The 24,600-nt window shown below is 50.6% G+C and carries 17 protein-coding genes and 2 CRISPR repeat arrays; of the genes, 2 read left to right on the top strand and 15 right to left on the bottom strand.

From position 1 onward, the window contains the following. The 3 genes from NSQ46_RS23900 to NSQ46_RS23910 form a co-directional block, all read right to left on the bottom strand. Positions 1–921, bottom strand: coding sequence for an ABC transporter permease subunit (locus tag NSQ46_RS23900; protein WP_007131600.1), 921 nt, complete (start codon positions 919–921; stop codon positions 1–3). Between the two features lie 204 nt (positions 922–1,125). Next, positions 1,126–3,429 carry a helix-turn-helix domain-containing protein gene (locus tag NSQ46_RS23905; protein WP_251537153.1) on the bottom strand — a complete coding sequence of 768 codons (2,304 nt, stop codon included), beginning with the start codon at positions 3,427–3,429 and terminating at the stop codon, positions 1,126–1,128. 1,079 nt (positions 3,430–4,508) lie between these two features. Continuing rightward, entirely contained in the window at positions 4,509–4,856 is a 348-nt protein-coding gene (locus NSQ46_RS23910; protein ID WP_251537155.1) for a hypothetical protein, read from the bottom strand. A 130-nt stretch (positions 4,857–4,986) separates the two neighbouring features. Between NSQ46_RS23910 and NSQ46_RS23915 the strand changes: the two genes are divergently transcribed. Next, entirely contained in the window at positions 4,987–5,682 is a 696-nt protein-coding gene (locus tag NSQ46_RS23915) for a hypothetical protein (RefSeq protein ID WP_251537157.1), read from the top strand. Positions 5,683–6,119: 437 nt separating this feature from the next. Next, positions 6,120–6,407 carry a hypothetical protein gene (locus NSQ46_RS23920; protein ID WP_251537159.1) on the top strand — a complete coding sequence of 96 codons (288 nt, stop codon included), beginning with the start codon at positions 6,120–6,122 and terminating at the stop codon, positions 6,405–6,407. Positions 6,408–6,756: 349 nt separating this feature from the next. Here the strand turns inward: NSQ46_RS23920 and NSQ46_RS23925 are convergent, their stop codons facing one another. The 12 genes from NSQ46_RS23925 to NSQ46_RS23980 all read right to left on the bottom strand — a co-directional run bounded on the left by NSQ46_RS23925 (position 6,757) and on the right by NSQ46_RS23980 (position 24,588). Further along, on the bottom strand, positions 6,757–7,308 hold the full coding sequence (locus NSQ46_RS23925) for a hypothetical protein (RefSeq protein ID WP_251537161.1): 552 nt from the start codon (positions 7,306–7,308) through the stop codon (positions 6,757–6,759). Position 7,309: 1 nt separating this feature from the next. Further along, a CRISPR array of direct repeats spans positions 7,310–7,676; the repeat unit is 32 nt; unit sequence ATTTCAATCCACGCACCCGCGAAGGGTGCGAC. A 203-nt stretch (positions 7,677–7,879) separates the two neighbouring features. Continuing rightward, positions 7,880–8,170: a CRISPR-associated endonuclease Cas2 gene (cas2, locus tag NSQ46_RS23930; RefSeq protein WP_251537163.1), complete on the bottom strand. Its 291-nt coding sequence runs from the start codon at positions 8,168–8,170 to the stop codon at positions 7,880–7,882. Positions 8,171–8,179: 9 nt separating this feature from the next. Beyond that, positions 8,180–9,211 carry a type I-C CRISPR-associated endonuclease Cas1c gene (cas1c, locus tag NSQ46_RS23935; RefSeq protein WP_251537164.1) on the bottom strand — a complete coding sequence of 344 codons (1,032 nt, stop codon included), beginning with the start codon at positions 9,209–9,211 and terminating at the stop codon, positions 8,180–8,182. Then, the gene (gene cas4 / locus NSQ46_RS23940; protein WP_251537165.1) at positions 9,208–9,867 is read right to left on the bottom strand and encodes a CRISPR-associated protein Cas4; all 660 of its coding nucleotides are present in this window, start codon (positions 9,865–9,867) and stop codon (positions 9,208–9,210) included. The genes cas1c and cas4 overlap by 4 nt, the downstream gene beginning before the upstream one ends. Further along, the gene (cas7c, locus tag NSQ46_RS23945) at positions 9,854–10,720 is read right to left on the bottom strand and encodes a type I-C CRISPR-associated protein Cas7/Csd2 (protein ID WP_251537166.1); all 867 of its coding nucleotides are present in this window, start codon (positions 10,718–10,720) and stop codon (positions 9,854–9,856) included. The genes cas4 and cas7c overlap by 14 nt, the downstream gene beginning before the upstream one ends. Beyond that, on the bottom strand, positions 10,721–12,640 hold the full coding sequence (cas8c, locus tag NSQ46_RS23950; protein WP_251537167.1) for a type I-C CRISPR-associated protein Cas8c/Csd1: 1,920 nt from the start codon (positions 12,638–12,640) through the stop codon (positions 10,721–10,723). It lies immediately after the preceding gene. Next, complete coding sequence (gene cas5c, locus NSQ46_RS23955; RefSeq protein WP_251537168.1) at positions 12,641–13,360, bottom strand: type I-C CRISPR-associated protein Cas5c; 720 nt, start codon at positions 13,358–13,360, stop codon at positions 12,641–12,643. Between the two features lie 217 nt (positions 13,361–13,577). After that, complete coding sequence (locus tag NSQ46_RS23960) at positions 13,578–16,004, bottom strand: CRISPR-associated helicase/endonuclease Cas3 (protein ID WP_007131592.1); 2,427 nt, start codon at positions 16,002–16,004, stop codon at positions 13,578–13,580. Positions 16,005–16,430: 426 nt separating this feature from the next. Beyond that, positions 16,431–16,929: direct repeats of the CRISPR family, unit length 32 nt; unit sequence GTCGCACCCTACATGGGTGCGTGGATTGAAAT. A 318-nt stretch (positions 16,930–17,247) separates the two neighbouring features. Next, positions 17,248–19,524 (bottom strand): PQQ-binding-like beta-propeller repeat protein, encoded by a 2,277-nt coding sequence (locus NSQ46_RS23965; RefSeq protein ID WP_007131591.1) that lies wholly within the window; start codon positions 19,522–19,524, stop codon positions 17,248–17,250. 114 nt (positions 19,525–19,638) lie between these two features. Then, a complete protein-coding gene (locus NSQ46_RS23970; protein WP_251537169.1) occupies positions 19,639–20,907 on the bottom strand; it encodes a polysaccharide deacetylase family protein in 1,269 nt (422 codons plus the stop codon). Between the two features lie 358 nt (positions 20,908–21,265). Further along, positions 21,266–23,344, bottom strand: coding sequence for a stalk domain-containing protein (locus tag NSQ46_RS23975; RefSeq protein ID WP_050954068.1), 2,079 nt, complete (start codon positions 23,342–23,344; stop codon positions 21,266–21,268). 2 nt (positions 23,345–23,346) lie between these two features. Then, complete coding sequence (locus NSQ46_RS23980; RefSeq protein WP_210095439.1) at positions 23,347–24,588, bottom strand: HAMP domain-containing sensor histidine kinase; 1,242 nt, start codon at positions 24,586–24,588, stop codon at positions 23,347–23,349. Positions 24,589–24,600: the final 12 nt, after the last annotated feature.

Here is a 24,600-nt window from a genome sequence, read left to right on the forward strand (position 1 = left end):
TTACCACAAGCTGGTCTCCGAATATTTGCGCACGATGCGGTTCGCCGCCACGACCAGAATGAATCCGATCGCCGATTGGAACAGGCCGACCGCGGTGGCGAAGCTGAAGTCGGCGTCGAGAATGCCCCGCCTGTAAACGAAGGTGTTGATAACGTCGGACGTTTCGTAGTTCATCGTGTTGTAGATCAGCAATATTTTCTCGAAGCTGGCTTCCATGAAATTGCCGAGGGTCAGCACGAACAAAATGATCATGACCGGCACCATGCCGACAAAGGTGATATGCCGAATTTGCTGCCACCGGTTCGCGCCATCCATCTTCGCCGCTTCATACAGCATCGGATCGATGCCGGCAATGGCGGCCAGATACAGGATCGTGCCCCAGCCAACCTTCTGCCATATTTCCGAGCCCACATATACCGTCCGGAACCACTCCGGCATCCCCAGAAACATAATCGGCTCGATCCCGAACAGCTTCACCAGCAGGTGGTTGATCACCCCGGTCGTCGGCGACAGGAAGGTGACCAGAATACCGGCAATGACGACGGTGGACAGAAAATGCGGCATATAACTGATGTTTTGCACGAATCGCTTGAACCATTTGCTCTTCAGCTCATGGAACAGCACGGCCAGAATGATGGGCGCCGGAAAGTGAAACAGCAGATCATACACGTTCAGCATGATCGTGTTGCGGATCAGCTTCCACGCATCAGGCGTCACGTAGAAGAACTCAATGAAATGCTTCAAGCCGACAAACTTGCTGCCCCATATCCCCCGGCCGATCGAGTAATCCTGGAAGGCGATGATGATGCCGTACATCGGCGCGTATTTAAAAATCAGGTAATACAGAATGCCCGGCAGCATCAGCAGGTACAATGCTTTGTGCTTTTTTAGCACATATCCGATACGCGATAGCTGCGCCAATCCCCACCACCTCCTTGTTTGGCGTTTGTGTAGTCGACACCTCCGGCTGTTGTCCCCACTATACGAGCCTAAGGCTCAGGGCGTAAAGCGCGCATCTTTTCCTGCGGGCGCCCGGTTTGCAGCCCTTGTGGAGCAAGGGTTTGCGGCTTCGTCCATGCAAAAAAAGAGACTTTTCGAAAAAAATCAGTCTCTCTCTTTGTAACGCTATTGGTGCAGCGTCCGGTATTTCGCCGGCGTAATGCCCTCATATTTGCGGAAGGCCCGGATCAGCGAGTTTCGGCCCCAATATCCGACCCTCTCCGCAATCTCGTCCAGCTTCAGATCCGTTTCGAGCAGCAGCTGCTTCGCTTTCATCAGCCGGTACTTCGCGATATACTCCACATATTTCTCTCCGACCTCTTCCTTGAAGGTACGGCTGAAGTGGCCGATCGACATGTTCATCATGCCGGCAAAAGCCTCGATCGACAGCTCTTGGTCGTAATGCTCGTGAATGTACGCCACAATGCCGGCGATCTGCTGAGCGCGCGTGCCGGGTGCCGGCCGCCGAAAGAGGAACGCGTGAATCTCCTCGAAGCACGCCCTGAGCTCACCCCATGTCATGCAGCGGTTCATGCGTTCAAATAACCGGGAGTAATACGGAACGTTCAGCTCGTTATGCTCGGATTCGGCTGCCCGGATCCACGTGTTCAGCACATCCGCCAGCAGATACTTCATCTGCTCAGCGGCCGCATCTCTGCGCTGCCCTTCCTCCAGCAGATCTAGCACGGACCGGAGCAGCTTGTCGTATTCCCTGGTTTTGCACTGGTTCAGAATCCGGTTGACCTCCTGCACGGACAGGAAGGAATCGCCTCCCTGCAAATCGCGGACGGGTTGACTCCCGCAAATTTCAACGGTGGAGTTGAGCCCCCGATACTGGAGCACGATGACGGCATGCTCGTAGGAAAGGTGAAGCTCCTCCATCGTTTGAACGGTTTTGCCAATGCCGATGGTGGCCTTAAAATAGTCTCCGTATTGCAGCAAAATAAGTTTCGCCATCTCCGCTATATGCTCGGGGCCATCACTCATCGCCTTGTCATGCTGCACGATGCAGGCCAGCAGATTCGGCTTGGTCTGGCACAGCCATATCCGGCCCGGAGCCAGCTTACGGATCTTGTCCTTCATCTCGGCCAGCAGAAAGGTTTTGCCCGTTTCCGTCGGATGCTCCGGCACATCTAGATTGTCGTGAAGCGCAATGGTCAGCACCGTTCTGGCCGCTACGGGGTTGTACGTAAACTCAATCTCCTTGGCGTAGTATTCAATGGACAGGGCGTCGCGGTATTGACCGAGCAGCAGCTTGGTCACGAACTGCTCCTGCACGATCGGCAGCATCCCGTGGACCATGTGGGACAGCTCCCGGTTCTCGGTCATGATGGACTGGGAATAGCGTTTAATGACGTCAAATTCATTTCCTTCATTCGCAGGGCTTTCCCCGGTACGGCGGTGCGACTTCAGTCCATTCCGGATTTCCGCAATCGGCCGGTATAAACGCCGGCTCAAGTAATATGACACCCATCCCCCGACGACCAGAAAAAATGCGAGGAACGCCCAGCTTATGAAACGGGTGACGTATACCGGCTTCATCAATGTGCCCAGCTCGATCATGCTGATATAATGCCATTGCTCGTCGAATGCCGATTTCATAAGCGAGAGTCCGGTCTTGTCCGAAATCGTAAATTGCGGGGATACGCCTTCGGCATGGATCCGCTGCTGCAGCGTCTGCCGGTCCCGCTCGCTTAAACCGTTCTCGGAGATCAAACGGCCCCGATCGTCTATGATCGCCGTTCCGCGGACCCAACTTTCCGGAATATGAATCTGCTCCTGGAGCTTGTTCGTCCTCAGATCGACCAGGAGATACACATCGGGGGCGTTTGTATTGAAGGGATAGCTCATCACCGCCGTCAGGGAGCTGCCGGAGTCGGTGAAATTCATCATTTTTTTGCCGATCAATTCGGCCTCCAGCTGTTTGCGGCTTCGGGGCTCCATCGGATAACGCGTGGTAAAATAGTAGGCTTTGTTCGTATACGTCTCCGCATCGATGATCAGGTCCTCGTGCATGAAAATGTAATACGCCCGCTCGACAAGCTCATCCGACTCCAGCTGCTGCAGCTGCTCCCGCAGCGAATGAAGCAGCTCCGGCTGCAGCTTGCCTCCCGGCGAGTCGGCTGCGCCCATCAGCACGCTTCGCAGCCTGGAGGTGCTCAGCATCTGGATCATGTTCGTCTTTAGCGCCTGGAGCGAAGCGTCCGTCTGCTCGGCGAACCGGCTCATCACGATGTCGTTCAGGCGCTCCGCATCCTGCTCGATGATTCGCACGACCAGCACCTGTGCAAGGACGCTGGCGGCAATGACCGGGATGAGGATGAGCAGAAAATAGTTGGCGAACAGGCGCCAAAACAGGGTGCGCCTCCGCGGCGCTGGGTTCGGGACGGCTCCTTGCTCAGGAGATCGGCTGTGCGCAGCTGGCTTCATGTGAGATCCCCCTTGGTTTTGAAATGGCAGGTGGCGGGGCCTGCGGGGTTTTAGCGGGTGATAAAACGTAGGTCCCTTACGCGGGCTGATCGGTCGAGACAAGGTTGCGGAATCTTGAGACGGGCTAATGCGCCCGGAAAGACAGTACAAGGCCCAAAGGGCTAGGCTGGGCACCTTATGGGTCCAAAGAGAGTGACCCGGAAGTCTGGGGCTGGCCGTAGAACTTAGTTGGGGCACACAAGGCGGGGCAAGGGCACCTCAACACATCCTTTTAGGGACTAGTCAGAGCTGTGCGACCGTGCACAGCCGGAACCCCGGCTGTAGCTCCCTCGTATAAGTCAAGCCTTCTGCTTTCACTATATTTTGATGGAAGTTACAATATGCCCTGTAAGGGGAAGCCTTGAGAAGCACCTCTGACCTTTTCCTCAATCGTCATATATATTGAAAAACCGCATGGAGTAATTATACTCACATGCGGCTTCCCGAACCGACCCTACGCACGTAACCCTTTCTATATGAAGAGTATAAGTCATCAAAACCGACCGATCGCTGTAATGAACTGCGGAGCCAAAACCAAGCACCCACGAAGGGTGCAACGCGGAAGCATGGCAGGCTGGAGGCTGCTGAAAGGACATATTTCAACCCACGCACCCGCGTAGGGTGCGACGCAGGAACTTTGTGTTTCTCCCCGCTGCTATATTATTTCAATCCACGCACCCGCGAAGGGTGCGACGCAGCCAGTTTTAGGAAAGACTAGGATGATGATGACGATGATGATTGACCATTCCGACTAGATCTAGTCGGTTTTTTTTATTGAACGACCCCGGTATGTCTCGTAAAGGAAACTGCTGGGACAATGCCTCCATGGGAAACTTCTTCAGCCATTTTAAAATCCTCTGCAAGCAGGGGAAACATGCTGCTTAGCAATACAACCCTTTTACAACCATGCACGTTTCCAAACGAAACTAAACAACCTGAGTGCGTATGACTCAGGCTGCTTAAATATGCTATTGCAATTTATTTTCTGTTTACTTGACAGGGGTCATATCAGATGAGTTTTGCATTTTTTACTGCGATTGTTACTCGACGGGATTAGATCGCTTAGTGTTTCTTGTACGTACTATTACTATTATTTTAATTACAGCAAAAATAACCAAATAAATAAGGACGGCATTTAGAAAATACAGAGGTGCATTAAACAAAACATGTCGAGTAAAGACATCCCATGTAAACAACTCATATTTATACGCAGGTAAGGTCTCACCATAATAATTCAAAAATCGAAACGGTAATCCTAAAGCATAACGGTCATCGCCAATTGGTTCATAATTAGAAATAAATATAGATAACAAAGGTAGTAACAAACCTACTCCTAGAATTATTAATCTTACTGATAGAGTCATTGTTCCTAGTTTGTTCATTTTCATGTTCACATCACTCTCCCTTTAAGTTATATACAATCAATAGGAAATGTTTGAAATTATTGATTATATATTCCAAATTATCTCAAATTATGTTACTATTATTTTACTATAACAGAAAGGATTGATAAAAACATTGAAAATTAAGAAAAAGAATTTTCTGTCTGTCGTCCTTGCGACTGTGTTACTCTCTGTCTCATTACAACCAGTAGCATCTGCACAGCAAAATGTTATGAGCGATCCTCGACTGAATGAAATTTCTCAGAAATACGACACAGAATTTGTTGTTTTAAGTGACAGCGAATTGGAAGAAGTTAAACAAAATGGACCTCTATTGAGTTTTACAGATCTGGATGAATATGAATCATTTCTTGCAGATACGATAAGCGAATTAGAGAAGTTTGATACCGATCAGAATTCTGTCTTAGAAGTACCAGAGAAAACTGATTCAACTATATCTCCAATGGCTCAGACATCGACAACTTTAAGTTGGTGGGCACCATTTTCCGGAGGACTGAGTGGGATATTTACATGGAAAAATATAGCCCTCGTTTATAATTATGAAAATAACAGCAATGGCCTACCCTATTTTACTGGTGTATCAAAAATCAATTCCTACATCAGTGGTATGCAAGTAGCAGTATCATGGACACAGACAACTGGTACTAAAACATATTCCAATACGTGCTGGGATAAAGATACAGCTAACTTTGTTGTACAAGGCTATTATTTAATCGGAGCTGAAATAAATGGTCTCCCTATTGGAGCAAAAATCAATGATACATGGAATCGCTCACTACAATTAGAAAAACCTGGTCGAGGTTGTTTTTAGTGTAGCGTACACGACGCCAAAAACCAAGGAGTTAAGCGAGGGTAAATCGCTTAATTCCTTGGTTTTTTTCTAATTTCAACCTAATTTATTTCTGAGGGTATTCCAAAGGTTACTTTTAGGAAACCCTCTTTTATTATTTAAAGGCATGGAAACTTTCCTGCCGGAAGGATCCCGATTCTATTGCCTGCCGGCAGTTTTTCGTCGGGGGTTCGAGGGGTGGTGGTCCTTACGCTACAAACTTACCACTTCGCGCCTCGTACAGTGCAAGGACAAGCCCCTGACGGGGTGGGCGAAGCCGATTCAATGATGATGGCCAAAGCCGGACTAGACCGCCCGGCTCCTGGCCTTTTTTTCATGATGCCCATCCTTGCACTGCCGGCGCTGCGTGGTGCGTTTTACGCGTAAGGACCACCACAAATCACAAAGGAGCTGTACCCATGAAGAAAAAACAAGGAAAACATGCGTCAAGCGAGCAAACGGTTCATCTGTTGTATTTGGAGTATTGCGGATTCGATGACGTCCAGCCGCACTTATACGAATTCATGAACATCTTAGAGCGATTGGGACTTGAAGCCGTCACGGTGCAAGAACATCTTGTTCATATCGTCCCAAGTCACCGCATCGAGGCCGTCCGTTCTGTCGTCCACCATATCCTGAAAGACATGGACTTTCCGATTGTTGCGAGGTTTGTAGAAACCGTAGATCAAGAACTGAAGGCGGCATAAATTCCATACATCAAAAATCAGGGCCGTCCGAATGAGGCGGCCAAAGGAGGGATTTACATTGGACATTCGTGGATTGAATACGACAAATTTAACGACACTCATTTCAGTACCGGAACGCGGTCCATACGGAGATCGAACTTATCGGGGGAATTACGCAGGCGAAGTGCTTATCAAGCTAATCTCTTATCTCCAACGTCTGAATATCCGCACGCCCTACATCTATGACCCGATGGAGGGAGGGAAAACAAGCCGCGACGTTTGCAATAGTTTAAAGTTGCCCTACATCGGGGATGACATTCACAACGGGTTTGATGTTGTCGGGGATGACTTTCATGATACAGGGTTTGATTTAACCATGCTGCATTATCCGTACTGGAAGATGATCGATTACGCCCTCGATCTTCCCAAGGAAATGCAATCGAAAGACATGAGCCGCATGCCATGGAAGGAGTTTATACAAGCCGTGAGCCATGTGAATGCCAAAGCAGCTGCCCATAGTCGATACGTTGCTGTGCTGGTCGGGGACATGGTGGTGAAAGGAAAAGGATATATCAAAAGCATTCAAAGGGAAATGGCTTGGGTCGGCATGCCAATTCGTCATTTCACGAAAGTCCAGCACAATGCCTTGAGCTACGGAAGCAAGTATAACGGCCACTTTATTCCGGTCGTAACGGAACATCTTATCTTGTTCAAAACCGATTACCAACCTGGCGGCATGCTGTGGATGTTTGTCCCAGGTACATACGGAAAAAGAGAAGCCGACACCTATATTACCTGGAAGACCGTTATCCGACATGTGACACGAAGCATGGGGGAAGTTACGCCGCGCAACGTTTTTGAAGCCGTTCGGAGTAATTTCCCCGTAAAACTGGAGAAAACGAATACTCCCGACGCTGATCATAATTTCAATCCAAGCACCCGCGAAGGGTGCGACATCATACCCTCGTCAATCATCCGGACAAATTGATCATTTCAATCCACGCACCCGCGAAGGGTGCGACTATTTTTGGCCATCCAAATGATGTATGGCATTAAATTTCAATCCACGCACCCGCGAAGGGTGCGACTGGTTACAGCGGCCATGGTTGCCACAGATATGCAATTTCAATCCACGCACCCGCGAAGGGTGCGACTCCTAACGTTCGCATATTACGCTGTAATCGCACTCGATTTCAATCCACGCACCCGCGAAGGGTGCGACCATCTGGAACGCGGACCAACACGCAAAGGTAATCGAATTTCAATCCACGCACCCGCGTAGGGTGCGACCGCGAAAAAGCACATGAACAATCTCATCCCGGCATGAATTCATAATTGTGTTAGGTAAATCCATATCAAAAATGAAATATCCCGATCTTTACTTTTCGCATTATATCTATAAACAGACTTCTTTCGACAAATTCTGAGGTGCGAAGGACCCGGGGAAATCATGTGAGCTTTACATTCGCACCAATAATCATTCATTCCCTACATTAAAGAATCAACGGACTTTCCATATCGTAAGACGATTTGGCTCCGATGTGTTCGATCTTCTTTTTATAATTGTCACCCAAATTATAGAACCGTAAGCTATCCTGGTCCTTATCGTTGATTTCTTCAAGCTCATATTTCAAACGACGGAATTGGGTCGCATCCAAAATGCACTCAAAGACGGAGTTTTGAACCCTCTGACCGTAATCTACACATGTTTTGGCTACTCTGGAAAGCCTTCTTCTGCCTTCGCTATCAGTCGTACTCACATCATAAGTAATCAGGATCAACAAAGGGACCACCTACTTCCACAAAAATGGAGGATACTCATCAAGATCTCCACGAATATACCTTGCTAATAGCAACGCCTGTGCATAAGGAACCAGGCCCCATGAGATTTTCTCGTTTAAAAATGGGTGCAGGATCTTATCCTGCTTCCTCTCCTGCCAGAACTTTAGCACTTTTTTTCGAGTATCGTCATCCATTAAAACTGCACCGTTCTCTTTACGATAGAAACCCTTCTCATTGATCAGTTTCTTGTTAATCAGCGAGATAACGAAACGGTCAGCATACACACCTCGAAGCTCTTCCATCATATCCAGAGCCAAAGAAGCTCGTCCGGGACGATCCCTGTGAAGAAAGCCAACATACGCGTCCAGGCCAACTGCTTCAAGTGCGGAGCTCATATCATGGGCTAATAAGGTATAGGCAAAAGACAATAGTGCATTGACGTTATCAAGCGGTGGTCGTTTATTGCGGCCATGAAAGAAGAAGTCCTCCTTCTGCTGCAGAATCAAATCATCAAGTACTGAGTAATATTGAACCGCTGCCGCACCTTCCAAACCTCTCAAGCTGTCCAGGTCCTCTGTACTCCGTACCTGCTTCATCGTTTCCGTTAGCGAAGCGGATACCTTCTTCATCCGCTCCACATCAATGCGAAGCGCATAATCCCGAGTAGAGCGCTCCACAATCCACTTATGGTTATAGATTTTGCCGAGAATCATGTTTTTGGCAACAAAGGCACTTCGATGCTCGTCATCCGATATTCGGTACTGCTCTTTCCTTAGCACCACGTTGCCGCGGCTTTCCCCTATTACTCTAGCTAGGAAACGTCCGCTTCTTGTCATAAAGGTTAGCGCAATATTACGCGTCGCGCAGGCTCCCATTAATCCAGGACTTACTCCAGCGTAACCAAACGTGCAAACCGCCTCCAAATTATGAAGAGGATATCTGGCGAGAACCGCATCTTCCTGCTTGACTACAATATTTTCCCCGTCCAAAGACAAATAGGTGTCCGGCAGTGTTACAAACAACGTATTCAGCAGCTTTTTCACTCATTCAACCTGCTTTCGATATATCGAGATACGGACTTCTTACTGAACATTTCCGGCAGACAGATCTTATTTAAGGAGCAGCTTTGACAGTGCGGCCCTGTTTTGACCTTGGGCGTATGGTTTCTTTCGAAATACATTCGCATCTCCCGAAATATCTCTCTAACCAGCTCTCGATCTTGATCCGTTACGATGACCTCTTCCCGGCGTTTGATCTCCTCGTAAAACAAATATCCTTTTGAGATTTCACAGCACAGCATTTCTTCCAGGCACAGTATTTGCGCAACAAGCTGAGAATGGTCGGAATCGTTACGCTTCGGCCGCCCCCGTTTGTATTCTACCGGAACAGGCAAATAGAGCCCTTCTTCCCCGGCAATTGGGACGCCAGATGGATCGAGCACAAACTCCACTACATCGCAAATTCCGGTTACACCAAGCTCACGAGATTGAATGGGGAGAGCTCGGACGACGAGCCTCTCCCCCCTCTTCTCACGAATCATCGGCTGATCGGCTTTCCTGTGCAGGTAAGCCCCTTCCACCGTCTTCACATTTTCTTCCCACTGCTGCTCAATATGGATCAAAGCCCACTGCCGTTTGCAAAAACGGAAGTGCTGAATGCCCGAAAGCATCAAAAAATCATCTTCACTATATCCCTGCATACTCTTGAACTCTTAAACCCTCAAGCGGCTCAACAATGCACTCATAATCGGCAAAAGACTTGGCATCACTCACGCCTTCCTTCCGCTGCACTTTCAAGGATCGATGCACCTTGGCCGAGGAATATTGTCCGAGTTTGGAGGAATGCTCCCACCAATACAGATGGTGAACTTCCATGCTGCCGTCCGGACGAGCGGAGGACGTGTCATTTTCAAACAACGTCCGCAGTGCTTCGCGGATCTTTTCCGCATCCTCCCTCGTAAAGCCCGTCTTCTCGGCAAGCTGTGTGTTGATGCTTCCGTAGAACACATAGACGCCAAAATCCACCCGATGCTTCATCCCCATCGTATCCGAGCTTTTTTTGTTCGGGTCTTTCGGCGTGACTGCATTCACACTCTTTGTGATTTGCATGCTGGTAATATCGATGGGATCTACACTGACTGCCGTATGAATGGATACCGGACCGCGAATGCCGACCGACACATCCGTTCCGCTAAAAGCGAATACTTGTCCAAAGCTTCGAACATCCATCCAGGCTTTGCATGCCGCCTCAGCGTACATTTCGTTATTCTGCTTCTTGCCCTTGGCGAACTCGGACACTTCAGCATTGGCGTCTACACGTTCTTTGATACTGCGGTAAGCATCGCTGCGCCGCTCATCAGACTGCACCAGAATGGACTCTCCCATGTCCTGCAGGCGGTTGCGGATCTTCCGTTTGATGCAGACATCGGAAATTTCACCATGTCCGTCATAGTTTTGACGGGGGCGATTACCATTTAACGGATCACCGTTGGGGTTAGCATTGTGGACGGACAATACGACGGCAAAATCGATTTTATGGTCAAGTATGCTCATTTAAATCTCTCCCTGATCATTATTTTCGGAGGAATCCTCGGCATTCGCCTCGGCCTCTTTGGCTTTCTTGCTTGTGTAAAGATCATTGCGTTGGCTGTAAAAGCCCAGCAAGTACAACCCGCTCAGCGGTTTATCCGTAAAATCCTCCAGGCTTAATTTCGATCCCACTTCATCCAGCAACCGATTTAAGTATCCGGCTTCGGTTCCCATTTTTGCCTGATAAGGCTGAAGATTTGATTGAATGATGGTCCAGGTACGGCCCGGTCTCTGCGCAAAAGAATTCATATACCGGATAGCATTTGTAGCCCTTTTCTCTTCCTTGCCTAACGCTCTTCTCTCCAGTACATCCGCAATCGCCAGCATTCGTCCGAACACATAGCTGCGGTCTGATGTTTCGGTATTCAAGCTCACAGTAAATTCCTCCTTCTCATAAGTTTTTTTCACCAGAGCACAGGCGATGCTCAGTGTCTTCTCCCATTCCCAGTCCTCCATAGCGACCGGATTGGAAGCCCGGTTAACAACGCTGCGAACAATATCGAATGGAATCTTCCGACCGTCCACGATACAAGGCAGCATTCGTTCCATCAGGCCTTTGGCCAGCTTATCGTTGGCTCTCGGTCCATAAGCTGCAAAGGCGATATCCCTTGTTGCTGGAGCTCCTATGTAAGTGCGAGGCTTGTTATTTTGATCTCTTCCATTCCTGTGCTGCCAATAACAAGTTTCATGCCATGCTTGCAGCCGTTCCAGATATCTTTCCTTGTCCATATCCCGGTAATAAACGATAGACATCCGTCCAGGCGTGGCCGCATCCAGTACCATGATGATGGCATTAGATTTGTAGTCGCCATCGAACCGGTAGCCTCTGATCGCTCGCCGGATTTGTTCCGCATATTCCTTGAGTGTACTGTCTCCGGCGCCGGCTTCCACATCTTCATCCCGGTACAGACTGAATGTACCGCCAAGGGGGTCAGGCAAATCCAATTGCTCTGTACCCCAGATCAGAAACACCCTTCCATCCATCTGAATGCCCTGCCGTTCAATTAGCCATTTGAGGGCGTTATGAGCTTTTTGGGACACATCAAAGCTGACAGTGGCCACATCACGACTGGTGCGAAAGCGCCCCCGATAAGTGAATCCGCTGGAATCGTTCGCCGAGATCAGCTTGGATTTATCGCCAGAATTCCGAATCCGGGAAGCGTGCTTCTCCGCATACGGCCGCATTTCACCGCTTACATAGCATAAATCCAGTTCCTTCAGGCTTGTCTCATAGAACCCGATAAAAGCCTCCTGAACGGATTGATCCCGCCATAACCTGGATTCTGGTTCCCCCGGAATTTCTACGGAGAAACGAACGAACGCCGAGCTCTGATCCGAAGCGATCACTTTAAAAATATCCGGCTTCTCCGCATTTTGTTTATCAAGTAAGGGCCAACTAGCCAACAGCTTTCCGGCCTCATCCACCCAAAGGATCTTGTCCCGAATCAGATCGGTCAGCAAAGTTCCTTTGGCAATGTACCTGTACACACTCTCCACCCTCGGATGCTTGTATGGGGATTCACACCAGGATTTGAGCTGATTAAGATAATCTGCATATGGAGTCCCCTTGGGCTTGTCACAGTAAACTTCATAATCGCCAGCCACGTACACCAGCTTGTCAAAAAGCGGATACGGAACCGGAGCACTCGTCCTACTAGCGGATGCTTCCGTACAAGGGATAATCGTGCTGCTGTCTTCCTTATCCACAACTTTTGCCCGGAGATAGTTTCCGTCTCCATCCAGAACGACTTCGATATGCGCCGTTTGCGTTGTATGCGATACAGGTATCAGTGCGTATTCCCGGCCGTTTTTCTTCTTCTCAAACTGTCCGATTAATTTCTCATGCTGTTCATACGTTTTGTTCAAATTCGCGAGCCAGCTCATTTACATCCCTCCATCCGGAAACATTTCATCATACAGACTGTCCACGGATTGCATATTGCCGGAAGCGAAAGCCTTGACAGGAGGTTTGCCTGTCTTGCGGACCATGGTGCATTCTTCAGGGCGGATAAAACGGATAATCCCGTATTCCATTTTCGCTCTCCATAAACGCGTCTCCCGCTCTGCTCGTCCCGTCTCATCCGGATAACTGATGCCGTGCACCATAGTGCCAAAATCGATTTCAGGAACTTCATCATAGGCTCCTATTCCCTCACCGAACGAGCAAGGTTCAACATATCCCTGACATTCGCGTGATCCCAGAAAAATATCCCGGCGTCCTCCCGCTTTAACAGAGCGTTTCGCTATGTTATGATGCTTGAATTCGTTACGATCATAGGCCAGATCTTCGCGATGTGGATTAAACTCAAAATGGGCTTTCACCTGGTAGCGGACATCTTTAAGGTAAGTATAATAGGCCAGGGTGTTGCCCCCGCTATATTCGATAGGACGCATTCCCTTGGATTCCGTCTGGATTGGGTTCATCACGCGAATCTCATCTATATACCAGATTATGGTGGGTTTCCAGTAAACGCTTTCAACAATCCCCTTTATCGCTTCGTAGGTTGGTAGCTGATAAGAGAATTTTTCTCCTCCCAGCTTGGTAAGCGGGTCCGTAAAGAGCGCATAGTTGCCGAAAACTTCGAATTCGATTTGATTGCGCATTTTAATCCTCCTTTCTTATATAGAATTATTTATACATACATTAAACCAGCATCCAATATAATACAATGGAAATTTTTCCATTTCTCTAAAATCGAATTATACAAAAATGATGCGCTTATGCTAAACTCTATTTGTTATTTGTCGCTGCAAAGCGTGGATTGAAAATTATAAAGAATTATTTGAGAGCCCGCTCATTATTAGCGGGTTTTCATCTTTTTTATAAGATAGCCTCGTCCCATGCTCCCTCCCCCTCGGCATCCACCCCGAATTCATCAGAGTAAGCCGGTTTTAATAACGTCAGAACATGCCCCTGAAGCAAGTGTTGAACATACCCGATATTATCCAGTTTCTTCAGATCTTGATCATAAACATTAACGATATACGGCTGCAGCCGACGAAACAGACTGCCTAGCTCCCCGGCATCCACTTTCCCGTTAAGGGCAGCAATCAGGCTCTCCGCCTCCTCGTTATAAGGAACCACAACGGATGTCGCCGTGTTGCTAATGGCTTCGAAATACAGCTCTGCCGTCGCAAACGAAGCGCGGTTTACCGACTCCAAGTGCTTGCCATGTTTATATTTATAGTTATCTACATAAGCCTTATTGGCGCTGAGCAAATCAAACATGTTCCTCCCAAGCCTTAAAATGGGAAAATCCATTTCGCCCTGAACATGCTTGTAGTAATAACTGAAATAAGTCTTCATCGCGGCAGGAGACAGCAGGTCGGAGCCAAATCGGGCGGGGTTCTGTTCGAAATCACGCAGTACCCGTTCCGTTTTCTCTGCCCCAATGCGGATCTCCGGCAGACTCGTGAGTTTCTCATCGGCAGATTTGATGATGTACACTTTGCGGATGGGGGCTTTCCCGTGACGATTACAACGACCTGCTGCTTGTGCGATTGAATCCAGTCCGGCCAATGATCGAATAACACAATCAAAGCTGATATTAACGCCGGCTTCGATAAGCTGTGTGCTGACACAAATGACGGGTTCCTGAGCTTCAAGAGAATCGATCACCTTCGACAACACTTCCTTACGGTGTGCGGCACACATGTTGGTGCTGAGATGAAACAGCTTCACCCCCCGCTCCTTCATCCACTCCGATTGACTGAGTTGGTCATACAGCTTCCGGACAGCGGTTTTGGTATTCAGAATGACGAGCACGCTCCTGATCTCATCCAATCGTGACCTAACAAAGTCGGTGAGTTCTTCGGCTCCCCATCCTAAAGGCGTTACTGCCGAAACAAGCTCGACGCGTTTAAAATTGTCAGCCACTTGTTCCAGATCCTCTATGATCTCGGCCTCCTTGGAAATATGCAGTTTATGCTTTACGAAATCAAGCGCAGGCTGAGTGGCCGTACAGAGCAGCAGGCTGGATCGGCCCAATATATTCAGAAAATTGAGTGCGGCATTGAAAATCGAGATGCAATTGACTGGTACGGACTGCACCTCATCGAAGATGATCACTGCATTCGAGAGCCGATGCAATCTTCTTACGTTGCGTGTCCCTTTGGCATAAAACGTATTCAAGAACTGCACCATCGTTGTGAATATAATCGGACTGTCCCACGAATCCCGAGCATTCCTGATCTTTTTCCTGTGGACATCATAATCCTCTGTTTCCAGATCGTCCTCGTGCTCAATCACATTCGAGTGATGCTCCAATATCCATTCATCCTCCTGCAAAATCTCCCGAATCTCCGCAGCGTTCTGCTCAATAATGGTTGTGTACGGAACAACATAAATGATGCGGTCCTTGCCATGGATACGGGCATGCTTGAGCGCATAACGCAGGCTTGCCAGCGTTTTCCCACCGCCTGTCGGAATGGAGAGCGTATAGATCCCTGAAGCTCGCTCTGCGAACTCATCACACCGCTGTGACATCTCTCGTCTTAGCCGATTGATCGGATGATCCGAATCCATCCCCTGCTCAAGCACTTGAAGCTTGCATAACAAGGATTTATAGCTTCGAGCAAAAAAAGCCTGCCTGTTCAAGGGTTCTTCCGGCTCCTCATTCTCATCAAATCTGCGCGTATTCGTCCGATCCGCGTCAATTAAGCAGCTGAATATGTACTTCAGCAAGAGCGAGGCGGCAATCGGTAGAAGCTTACGCTCTTTAATTTTAGATAAATATCTGGCCAATTCTTTCTTGGCACCTTCAAAACAAGCATCTATCTCTTCTTCCGCCACAGCCTCGAAAAATCGTTGCTTCGCCTGTTCATACTCATTCAATGCTTTCTTCTCAACTCGCTCCAGAAACGGGGAAGATGCGTTTGGTTCCACAAAATCTCTAAGTCCTTGGTGATGTGATATTACGCAGTTGGCAATCCATTCTGCGGCAAATTTATCGATTGCGGTTGACGCCGTTCTATGATAACGTTCATAGACTAGACGGCCACCGGCCGTGGAATGGTCAACAGAACCTTTTCGAGGGGGAGCCTCCGGGTGGGCTACCGCTTCCTCAATATAATTTTTAAATTCTGTAGTATACTTGCCCATATCATGCAAAAGTCCCGCCAATCCAGCCAGATGGGCAGCACCTATCTTAGCGCCATGCCGTTCACTAAGTTCTTTCACTTCACGTAAATGCTCATCGACCGTTTGAATTTTTCCGTCTGACTGACGAATATGAGCAATATAAGTCATTACACACCCCCAAGACCCAAGACTTAACACCTACAAACGATCCCTACCAGAGATTGAAGACCTATAATACTCATTCGCCACCAACTGACAATTTCCTACCAATAATTCAAAAAAATAAAAAAAGCGATTTTATTACGACAAAATAGAAGAGAGAGGACCGATCGAAATAGTCGCAGTGAAATAAAAGCTTGGCAACTGGAAAGTAATCAAGTAATTTTAAATCAGGCTGCTTGGTTAGAAATTCAAGTGCGAATGTGAAGCTCGCATGAAATCCCCGGGCCCTTCGCACCTCAGAATTTGTCGAATAATCGAGAGTTGTTTCATCCTGACAAAAAGTCAAGTATGAACCTCTGCCTTTTTTCGATAAATGTGGCCGAGAGCACTTTACATTCATACCTAAAATGGATTGATTACTGTTATTTCACGGTCGCACCCTACATGGGTGCGTGGATTGAAATACGAATGGAGAACGCACGTCTACGCGATGCACTCGTCGCACCCTACATGGGTGCGTGGATTGAAATTAGCGAACCGAATAAAAGGATTGTTCGCGTAAAAAGTCGCACCCTACATGGGTGCGTGGATTGAAATGTCTTTGGAATATTTGTGTGCGTGTTTGGCGTTGGACGTCGCACCCTACATGGGTGCGTGGATTGAAATAAACGCCAATTTGACGAGGACTACCGCATTAAGTGTCGCACCCTACATGGGTGCGTGGATTGAAATTCGTAGACGTAAGAAAAGCATTAGGCTTGGCCTAGTCGCACCCTACATGGGTGCGTGGATTGAAATTGCAGTAGCTGCAGGGGATAAATTCTAGACTTCGGTCGCACCCTACATGGGTGCGTGGATTGAAATTTAGTATCGGTTATTGCGATGCTCTCCATTTTAAAGTCGCACCCTACATGGGTGCGTGGATTGAAACAACCAACGCTGGAATTGGTGGCTCGGGAGTCTAGTGTCCTACCCTACATGTATCAGCAATATGTCGTTAAAAATCAGATGATTGTTTTATCTAAAAACGTGGATATATAAATCGTCCCCATAGCCTCTACCCGGACTACGGGGACCATTCCTTATCTCTTAAGTTTAACTTACTTGCCGCCACTTACGATAACGGAGGCTCTTCCGGCTTCACTCATTTGGAAGAGCCTACTGATCATTTGCGGGATTTACCGCCGTATTTTAGAGGAGCTTACATCAACCTCATTTGCGGATTCCGCAATTCCCGTTTATCGCTCTCCTATCGAGTATGGTCCAATTGCCCCCCAGCAGCGTCCATCTCCGCCCCCCGCTCATCCAGCCGTTCCTTCAACTCCTCCGCATCATAACGGACGAACGCCCCGTTGACGGTACCGATATAGACTTCGCCATCGGCAATATTCAGTGCGCCGCTTCTTGCCGCCTGCTCGCGCAGATCGACGTTGCCGGTGGGGATGTCGCCTAACCTGCCAAGGATCCTGCCGTTCCCTTTGTCCAGGACGATTAGGTCGCCGCCAAAGCTAATAAGCAAATACCGGTCCAGGATGCCGAAGCTGCTGCCGACAAGCTGCGTAACATCTTCATTGCTCTTTAAAGAGGTCTTCATCTTCCAGATCGTCTCCCCGGTCTCTTTCTCGACGGCCGCCGGGATCCCGTTCAGCGTCAGATAAATGACATCCCCCTCCATAATACCGCGGGCGGCCCTGCCCTTCACCGTCCACAGCTCCCGCTGATTAACCGCATCGTACAGCACGGTCTCATATGATTTAGCCCCTGTGAAATAATTCCCGTCAAGCGCCCGCTGCACCAGAAGATAGCGCTCATCCAGCACCTCGATCCGCTCCATCTCATTCGCGGGATAGCTGCCCTCCCGCTTGCCGCTCTCCGTATTGAGCAGGGTCCATTTGTCTCCGAGCAGCATCCATCGGGAGGTCGTGCCGGGAGGCGACAACGGCTCATATCGGTATCCGCCGGTGAAGTAAGGATCCCATGCCGGATCATCCATCACCTTTTTACCTGATTTGTACGTCCAGGCGATCTTCCCGGTCATCGGCTCGTACGCCGTCAGCTTGCCGCTTTGCTCAATAAGCACATACGGATCTTCCGGGCCCTGATTCAGCAGCCGATACTCGCCGGACAACGTTTTTTTCCAGCGAAGCTTGCCGTTCTGCTGATCCACGACACTGAGCATGCTTTTCTTGGCATTCAAGTCCAGCCCTTCTAACAAAAGGATCGTGCCCGAGGCAGCGGTCATCGTAAGCCCGAACTCCGCTTTATGCTTTCTTTCCCACAAAATGCGCCCGTCCGTTAACCGGATATGCCGCACTCTGGACTCGTACGCCTTTTTCTCTGGATTATAGGCTGAATACATGGTGACATGTTCCCGCTTCCGATCCGGGACAGCCGTATACCAGCCGAAACCGGCATCCTGCTGCCACAGCTTCTTCCCCGTGCTCCGGTCAATCGCGTACAGGGAGGAGTTGTCATGCATCCCGCTGAATCCGCCGTCATCCCCCTTGATGAGCAGGACGTTCCGGCTGGCTTCCAGAAGGAAGGTGAAATTCAGGTTACCCTGATTTCTCCAGACTGGCCCAGCTTCAATGGTCCGCAGCAGCGGCATGGCCGAGAACCGATAGCTGAATGGATCATGGCTGCCCGCATAATAGTTCCCCTCAAATGCTGCGGCGTTCGGGAAGGTCCATTCCCAGGTGGTCAGCTTCCCGGCCGGGGAGAAGGTCGCCGTAAACAACGCCTCCCGTGCCTCATATCTCCAGGTCTCGCCGATCACCGGCGGCCGGCCCGAGCGCTGCTCCTTTACCTTCGGCTCGCCAAGCAGCTGCTTAACATAGGACTTGCTGTCACCTTCATCCACCAGGTAATCCGTCAAATTCCGCACAGCTTCGATCGGCAGCTCCGATGAAGGCTCCAGCAGCCCGGCAGGGAGCTTCTCCTTGGACTTCACATCCTTGGCCTTAACCCACATGACCGCGGGACGATAGATGGTGCGCTCCTTCTTCCATGGATCCGGACTAATCAGCACCCCGTACCAATCCTGCCACTTCGATACGGCAATGAGCGGCATGCTGCCCGCTTGCGAGGCTGGCCAGCGGACCGAGCTGCCCGGAGCCACGTAGATGCTGCTGCTGTCCGGAAGCTTTAGCGAGAGCGGATCGATATTCCGGACCTGCCCGGCTTCCTTGGACAAATACCATGCCGGGAGCCACAAATTACCCAGCTCATCCGATTCAATGAAAGCCATTTCTCCCTTGACATCGCTAACGCGGAACGTCTGGCCCGGTAGGCCGTAATAGGCGGCGTTGTGATTGCGCAGACTTCTGCTTCGGGACGGAGCATTTTCATAAAAGACTGCCTTCTGCCGAAGCGTGACTTTTCCGGGCTTCAAGCTCCCCGGACCATCCGCATATGCCGTGGGAACGGCCTCCTTCACCGGCTGAACCGGCAGCGAGACCAGCGAGAGACAGGTCGCTGCTGCTAGAACAATGCATAGCCGTTTCTTGATCGATAAACGTGAGCGCACAGGAATCACCCTTTCGAATACAAACCTTTACCATGTAAACGCTATTATAAGGCAATGCGTTCCCATTTGGAAACGAAAAAAGCTCCCTTCCTCCGAAGGGAGCTTGCGAAATTCCTATTCTATGCCGCCCGCATCCGCGGCCTGGGATGTGGTCATGACCGCCCGTTTCTTTTTATGGTTCCAATCCACCTTGATCTCATACTTCTTGCAGATCTCTCGCAGCGGAACGAGGATATCCTCCGTCGCCACTCCGGTCAGCATTTTGGAAAACTGGACGGCCTCCCCGTCAATCTTGAGCTTGGCTCCCTCTCCTGTCACCAGCTTGCGCTTGGTCGGATCCTGCCCCTTCAGCTTCGCAATGACCGCCTCCGGACTTTGATCGGATCTTCCTCCATTGATTCGGAATCCGTTACGGTCACCGCTTCCGTTCCGGCCTTCCTTCACCATGAACGAAGCCTCTACGCCGATGGAATCCAGCACGGCCAGCAGCTTGTCGTTGTAAGCCCCATACGGCAGAGCTACCGCGCTCCGGGTATTGCCGAGCTCCTCCTTCAGCCTTGCCTCGGCGCGAATCAGATCGTCCTTCACCCGCTGTTTATACTCATCCTCCGTCTCGATTCGCTTCTCATCCGGCAGGTACAGATTTCGGGTCGTTACCGGCTTCTTTCTGCCCTTCCCATCGGTATCCCCGTATCGATGCATATCATAGGTATGGTTATAGAAGCCAATGTCATGCTGTGCCATCTCCCGCATCTGATCCCAGGTCAGCTTCGGTCTGCCGCTGGCAGCAGGCTTATCGATGCTCGATACGATGATAAAGTTTGCGGCCGGATATTTATATTCTTTGAGAATCGGGTAGGCAAGTTGGTAAAAGCTTTCGTACCCGTCATCAAACGTAATCAGTACCGCATTGTCAGGGACCGGTTTCCCCTTCCCGATAAAATCCAAGTAATCATCCATGCTGATCGGCACAAACCCTTCCTTACGAAGCAGCTCCATCTGCTGCTTGAACTGCTGGGTGGACAAGATGTCGTCCCGGTCCGGCTTTTCCATGATGTCATGATACATCAGGACGCCAACCTTGCCGGAATAGTGTACGGCCTTGGCCTTTTCTTTCTCTTCCTCACCCTTCTTATCGGTCTCTTTCTCCCATTCCACCCGCTTGCCTAACGCTTGCTGTATAAACGATGCGGGAACCATCAGCTGTCCCTCATAAATCTCCGCAGCAGGCTCTTTGAACTCTTTCCCGTCCAGCGATATCGTCACTTCATCCGGTACCGGCGTCCCGCATCCCGTCACAAGGACGGTCGCCGCGAGCACCAATGCTGGCAATATCTTCGTTAGTTTGAATTTGTTCGTGAATGTACCCCATGATTTCTTCATTCCACTGCCTCCTTGTCTGTATCTGAGACACAGTATAAGGAAGACATCTTAACGGAAGTCGCCGGCAGATCTTAAGAAGCGCTTAAAGGTTGCTGAATAAATGGAGCCGCTTGGCAAGATCATGTTAAGGATGGAGGATAAAAGACAACCAACGGGCTATGGGTCCCGCTGTTTCTCCAACAGAGGCCCAAAGTCGATGCCGGGATGCGGAGGCATCAGGGAGCAGGATTGGAAATGAGACCGGGAACGAGAAAGTTCACACCGGCCCAGGAAAGATGGTCAAGGCTCTCTGTCCGACCATCTTACTGCCGAACCGACGAAAAAAAGCCCCCTATCAAGGGGGCGTTCACGAGCTTCATCAATCGTGTTGCTCAGGCAGCGGCATAAACAGCATATGCACCGGCAGGTTGCTGCCCGACGCGGGAATGAAGCCGATTCGAACGGTCTCCTCCTGCGCTCCGGTCCGGTACAGGACGCCGGCTTCGGATGAATTTTTCAAAATGCTGCCGCTTGTCATCTGCACCACTTCGCCGTTCACGAGCAGGGCGCCCGCATAATGCCCGCCACGCGCATTCAGCGCGACCAGGGTATTCGGCGCTACTTTCAGGCTCATCGAATAGAGCACGCCGGTGTTGCCAATATTCTTCTCGGCTTCGCCGGTAACGGCATCCACGCCTTCCAAATACCCGTCGAGCGAAGGATCCCCGAGCACAAGCCGCTGCGGGCTTTCGCCGACGACGCCGTCGACCTGGACCTCCCGGTCTGCGCCGGTAAACGTTCCGCGTACATGCTTGCCGTCCCGCGGAAGCACCGGCAGCTCTTTGAGCGCGGCCACCGGATCGCGCGATGGGTCGACCGCAACGACGGACAGCTTGATGTCGCCCTCGAGCTCCAGATCCGCGTAGATGGTCCGGACCTGGCTCGGCTTCAACGGAAGCTTCGTCCATTCCTGCAGCAGCACGGCCGATTCACCGGCCGGAATGTGTACCGTATCCGATATTCCGCCGGAGCTCAAGGCTTCCAAATAGCGGGTCACCGCCGCCTTTCCGCTCGTGGATACATACTGGGCCGGGCCGCCGATCCCGGCCGCGCCCACCTTGACCGAAGCAGCGGAGTTACCAGGGTTGGTAGCGATCAGGTAGACGTTCAAGTCCTTCTTCGAGCGGTTCTGATTATGAATATTAATCCGCACGTTGCCGGTTAGCGTATCCTCATAAGCAATGCCCTCTTCCGTTAAATGCTCCGGGCTGTTGCTGCGTATAAACTGCTGGCTTTCGTCCGGGGTGACTGAATAAGAAATTTCGTCCATCATCAGTACAGATGCGCCGTCGATATCGAATTTATTACCCATGGGGGTATATAAACGATCATACTGCTCCTTCGTGTACAGCCATTCATCCACCACGTTCACCGTCTTGCGGACCGAGGCCGATACGCCTTCGCTGTTTATCACTTCCAGCGTGACTTCATGCTCGCCGGGTGTGAAGAATGCCGGCTCATTTCCCTTCCACGTTTCCTTCACGATCTTATATTTCGGATCATGACTCGTATTTCGGTAGACCACCGGCTCGCCCAGACGGTATTCTATCTTGTCCGTCGTGAAGTCGGCAACAGGAGGTGAAGCTGCCGTCAATCGCTTGCCCCAGGTTAACGTAACTTTGTTACCTGTCACCGCAAGACTGCTTCCCGTCAGCTTGGCCCAGCTCCGGACGGGCACCATCATGCTCCCCCGGTATGTAGTAGCAGGCGCATCCATTCGAACCGTCGATCCATCCTTACGGACCGCCGAGCTTCCGTTCTTGAACCGCCACTCTCCTTCGCTTCCCTTTACGACAGCCTCTTTGGTCTTCGCGTCATAAGACAAGCCCCAGCCGTACAGCTTGGCCATCGTGCTGACCGGCACATAGCTGTACCCCTTTCGGATCATCATCTTCTGCGCGGCGGCTACCGGCTTCCCATTGAATATATAAGAAGCGGATCCCGTAGATATTACCAGCTTGTTGCCTTGCGTCTCCGTGCCTTGCGTTAAAGCTTCCGCCCCAGCGGAAGAGCCTGCGGGTTGTACTGCGTCGCTCGAGGCATCCGTCCCGGCCGAAGCTGCATCTTGCCCATCTTGAGCTGCCTGCCCGACCGAAGCTGCACTTGGATCCTCTTGATCTGCGGCCCCAGCCGAAGCTGCGTCTTGCCCCTCTTGGGCTGCCTTCTCACCCGAAGCTGCACCTTGCCCCTCTTGGGCTGCCTTCTCACCCGAAGCTGTGCCTTGCCACTCTTGAGCAACAGCCCCTGCAGAAGCTGCGCTCTGCTTCTCCTGGACTGCTGCCCCGCTAACCGGCTCAGCGCCGGCAACCCCGCCCCAAGACGAGGCGGTCAAGAGCGGAACGGCCAGCATGACTGCTGCCAGCCGCTTCCGCCCCGGTTCGTATACGTTCTTCATCATTGTCATCTCCCTTTTGTTTCTTGATTGGCTTTCGCTTTGGGAAACCGCGTCGCGAAGGTTGTGCTCTGGCGATCGCTGCGCACCGAGATTTCGCCGCCCTGGACCTCGACAATGCTTTTCGTGATTGCGAGACCTAGGCCGGTTCCGCCTGTCTGCTTCGAACGCGAGCTCTCCACACGGTAGAAGCGGTCGAAGATGAACGGCAAGTCCCGTTCGGGAATCGGCTCGCCGTAATTCGTGAAGCTGACCAGGACGAAGCCGTCCACCTCCCAAACTGCAATATCAACAGCTCCGCCTGAGGCGCCATACCGGATCGCGTTGGACATCAAATTCTCGTAAGCGCGAACGAGCTGGCTGCCGTCAGCCATAATCGTGAGCCCATCCTCGGCCTCAAGCCGGCATTCCATACCCGATTTTTCCAAAGCCGGAACCGACTCCTCGATCAGCTGCCGGATGAATTGCGCCATATCGATCTCCTGCACCTCGAGCGGCAATCCGTTGTTGATCCGCGTATATTCGAATAAATCATCGATCAGCCTCTTCAGGTTTTGCGCCTTCTCGTAGGCGATATTCACGTAATATCGAAGCTCAACTTCATCCTGGTAGCGATCCTCCTCAATCACTTCCAGAAACCCCAGGATCGACGTCAGCGGCGTCCGCAGGTCATGGGAAACGCCGGTGATCAGATCGTTCTTCGTCTTCTCGGCACGGCGCTCCTCCAGTATCGATTGATACAGCTGCTTGCTCATCTGATTGATGCTGGCCGCCACCTCGCCGAGCTGGCTTCCGGGATGCTCCGGGATTTCGGTATCGAAATTGCCCTTGGCGATTTCCCGGAGACCGCGCGTAATTTCTTCGAGGTAAACATTCAATTCGTCGGCCATTCGGTTGATGCCCTCGGCTACACGGCCCAGCTCGTCCCGGGAAGAGAGGTCGATTTTATAATCGAAGCGGCCGCTGACGACCTCCTGCAGGCCGGTTTCGATCTTCGCCAGATCGCGGACGAACCACTTCGTGCTCATGTAATAGCTGACGAAGAACAGGATCATGCCAACCACAATCATAACCGGCTCCGACCCGATATTGTTGACCACCCAGGCCAAGGGAACGTTCAGCGTTGGAACCGTCAGGATCAGGGAACTTAAAGCATAGAGCGTAACCAGCAGGGCTGCCGTTATGCCGATGCTTGCAAGCAGCATAAGCAGCATTTTGATGCGGATGTTATCCGGCTGTATTCTTCTCAAGTCAGTCACCTC

Origin of the sequence: Paenibacillus sp. FSL M8-0142 (assembly GCF_038597315.1) — a bacterium.
In the GTDB taxonomy this organism is placed as follows: Bacteria; Bacillota; Bacilli; order Paenibacillales; family Paenibacillaceae; genus Paenibacillus_AQ; species Paenibacillus_AQ lactis.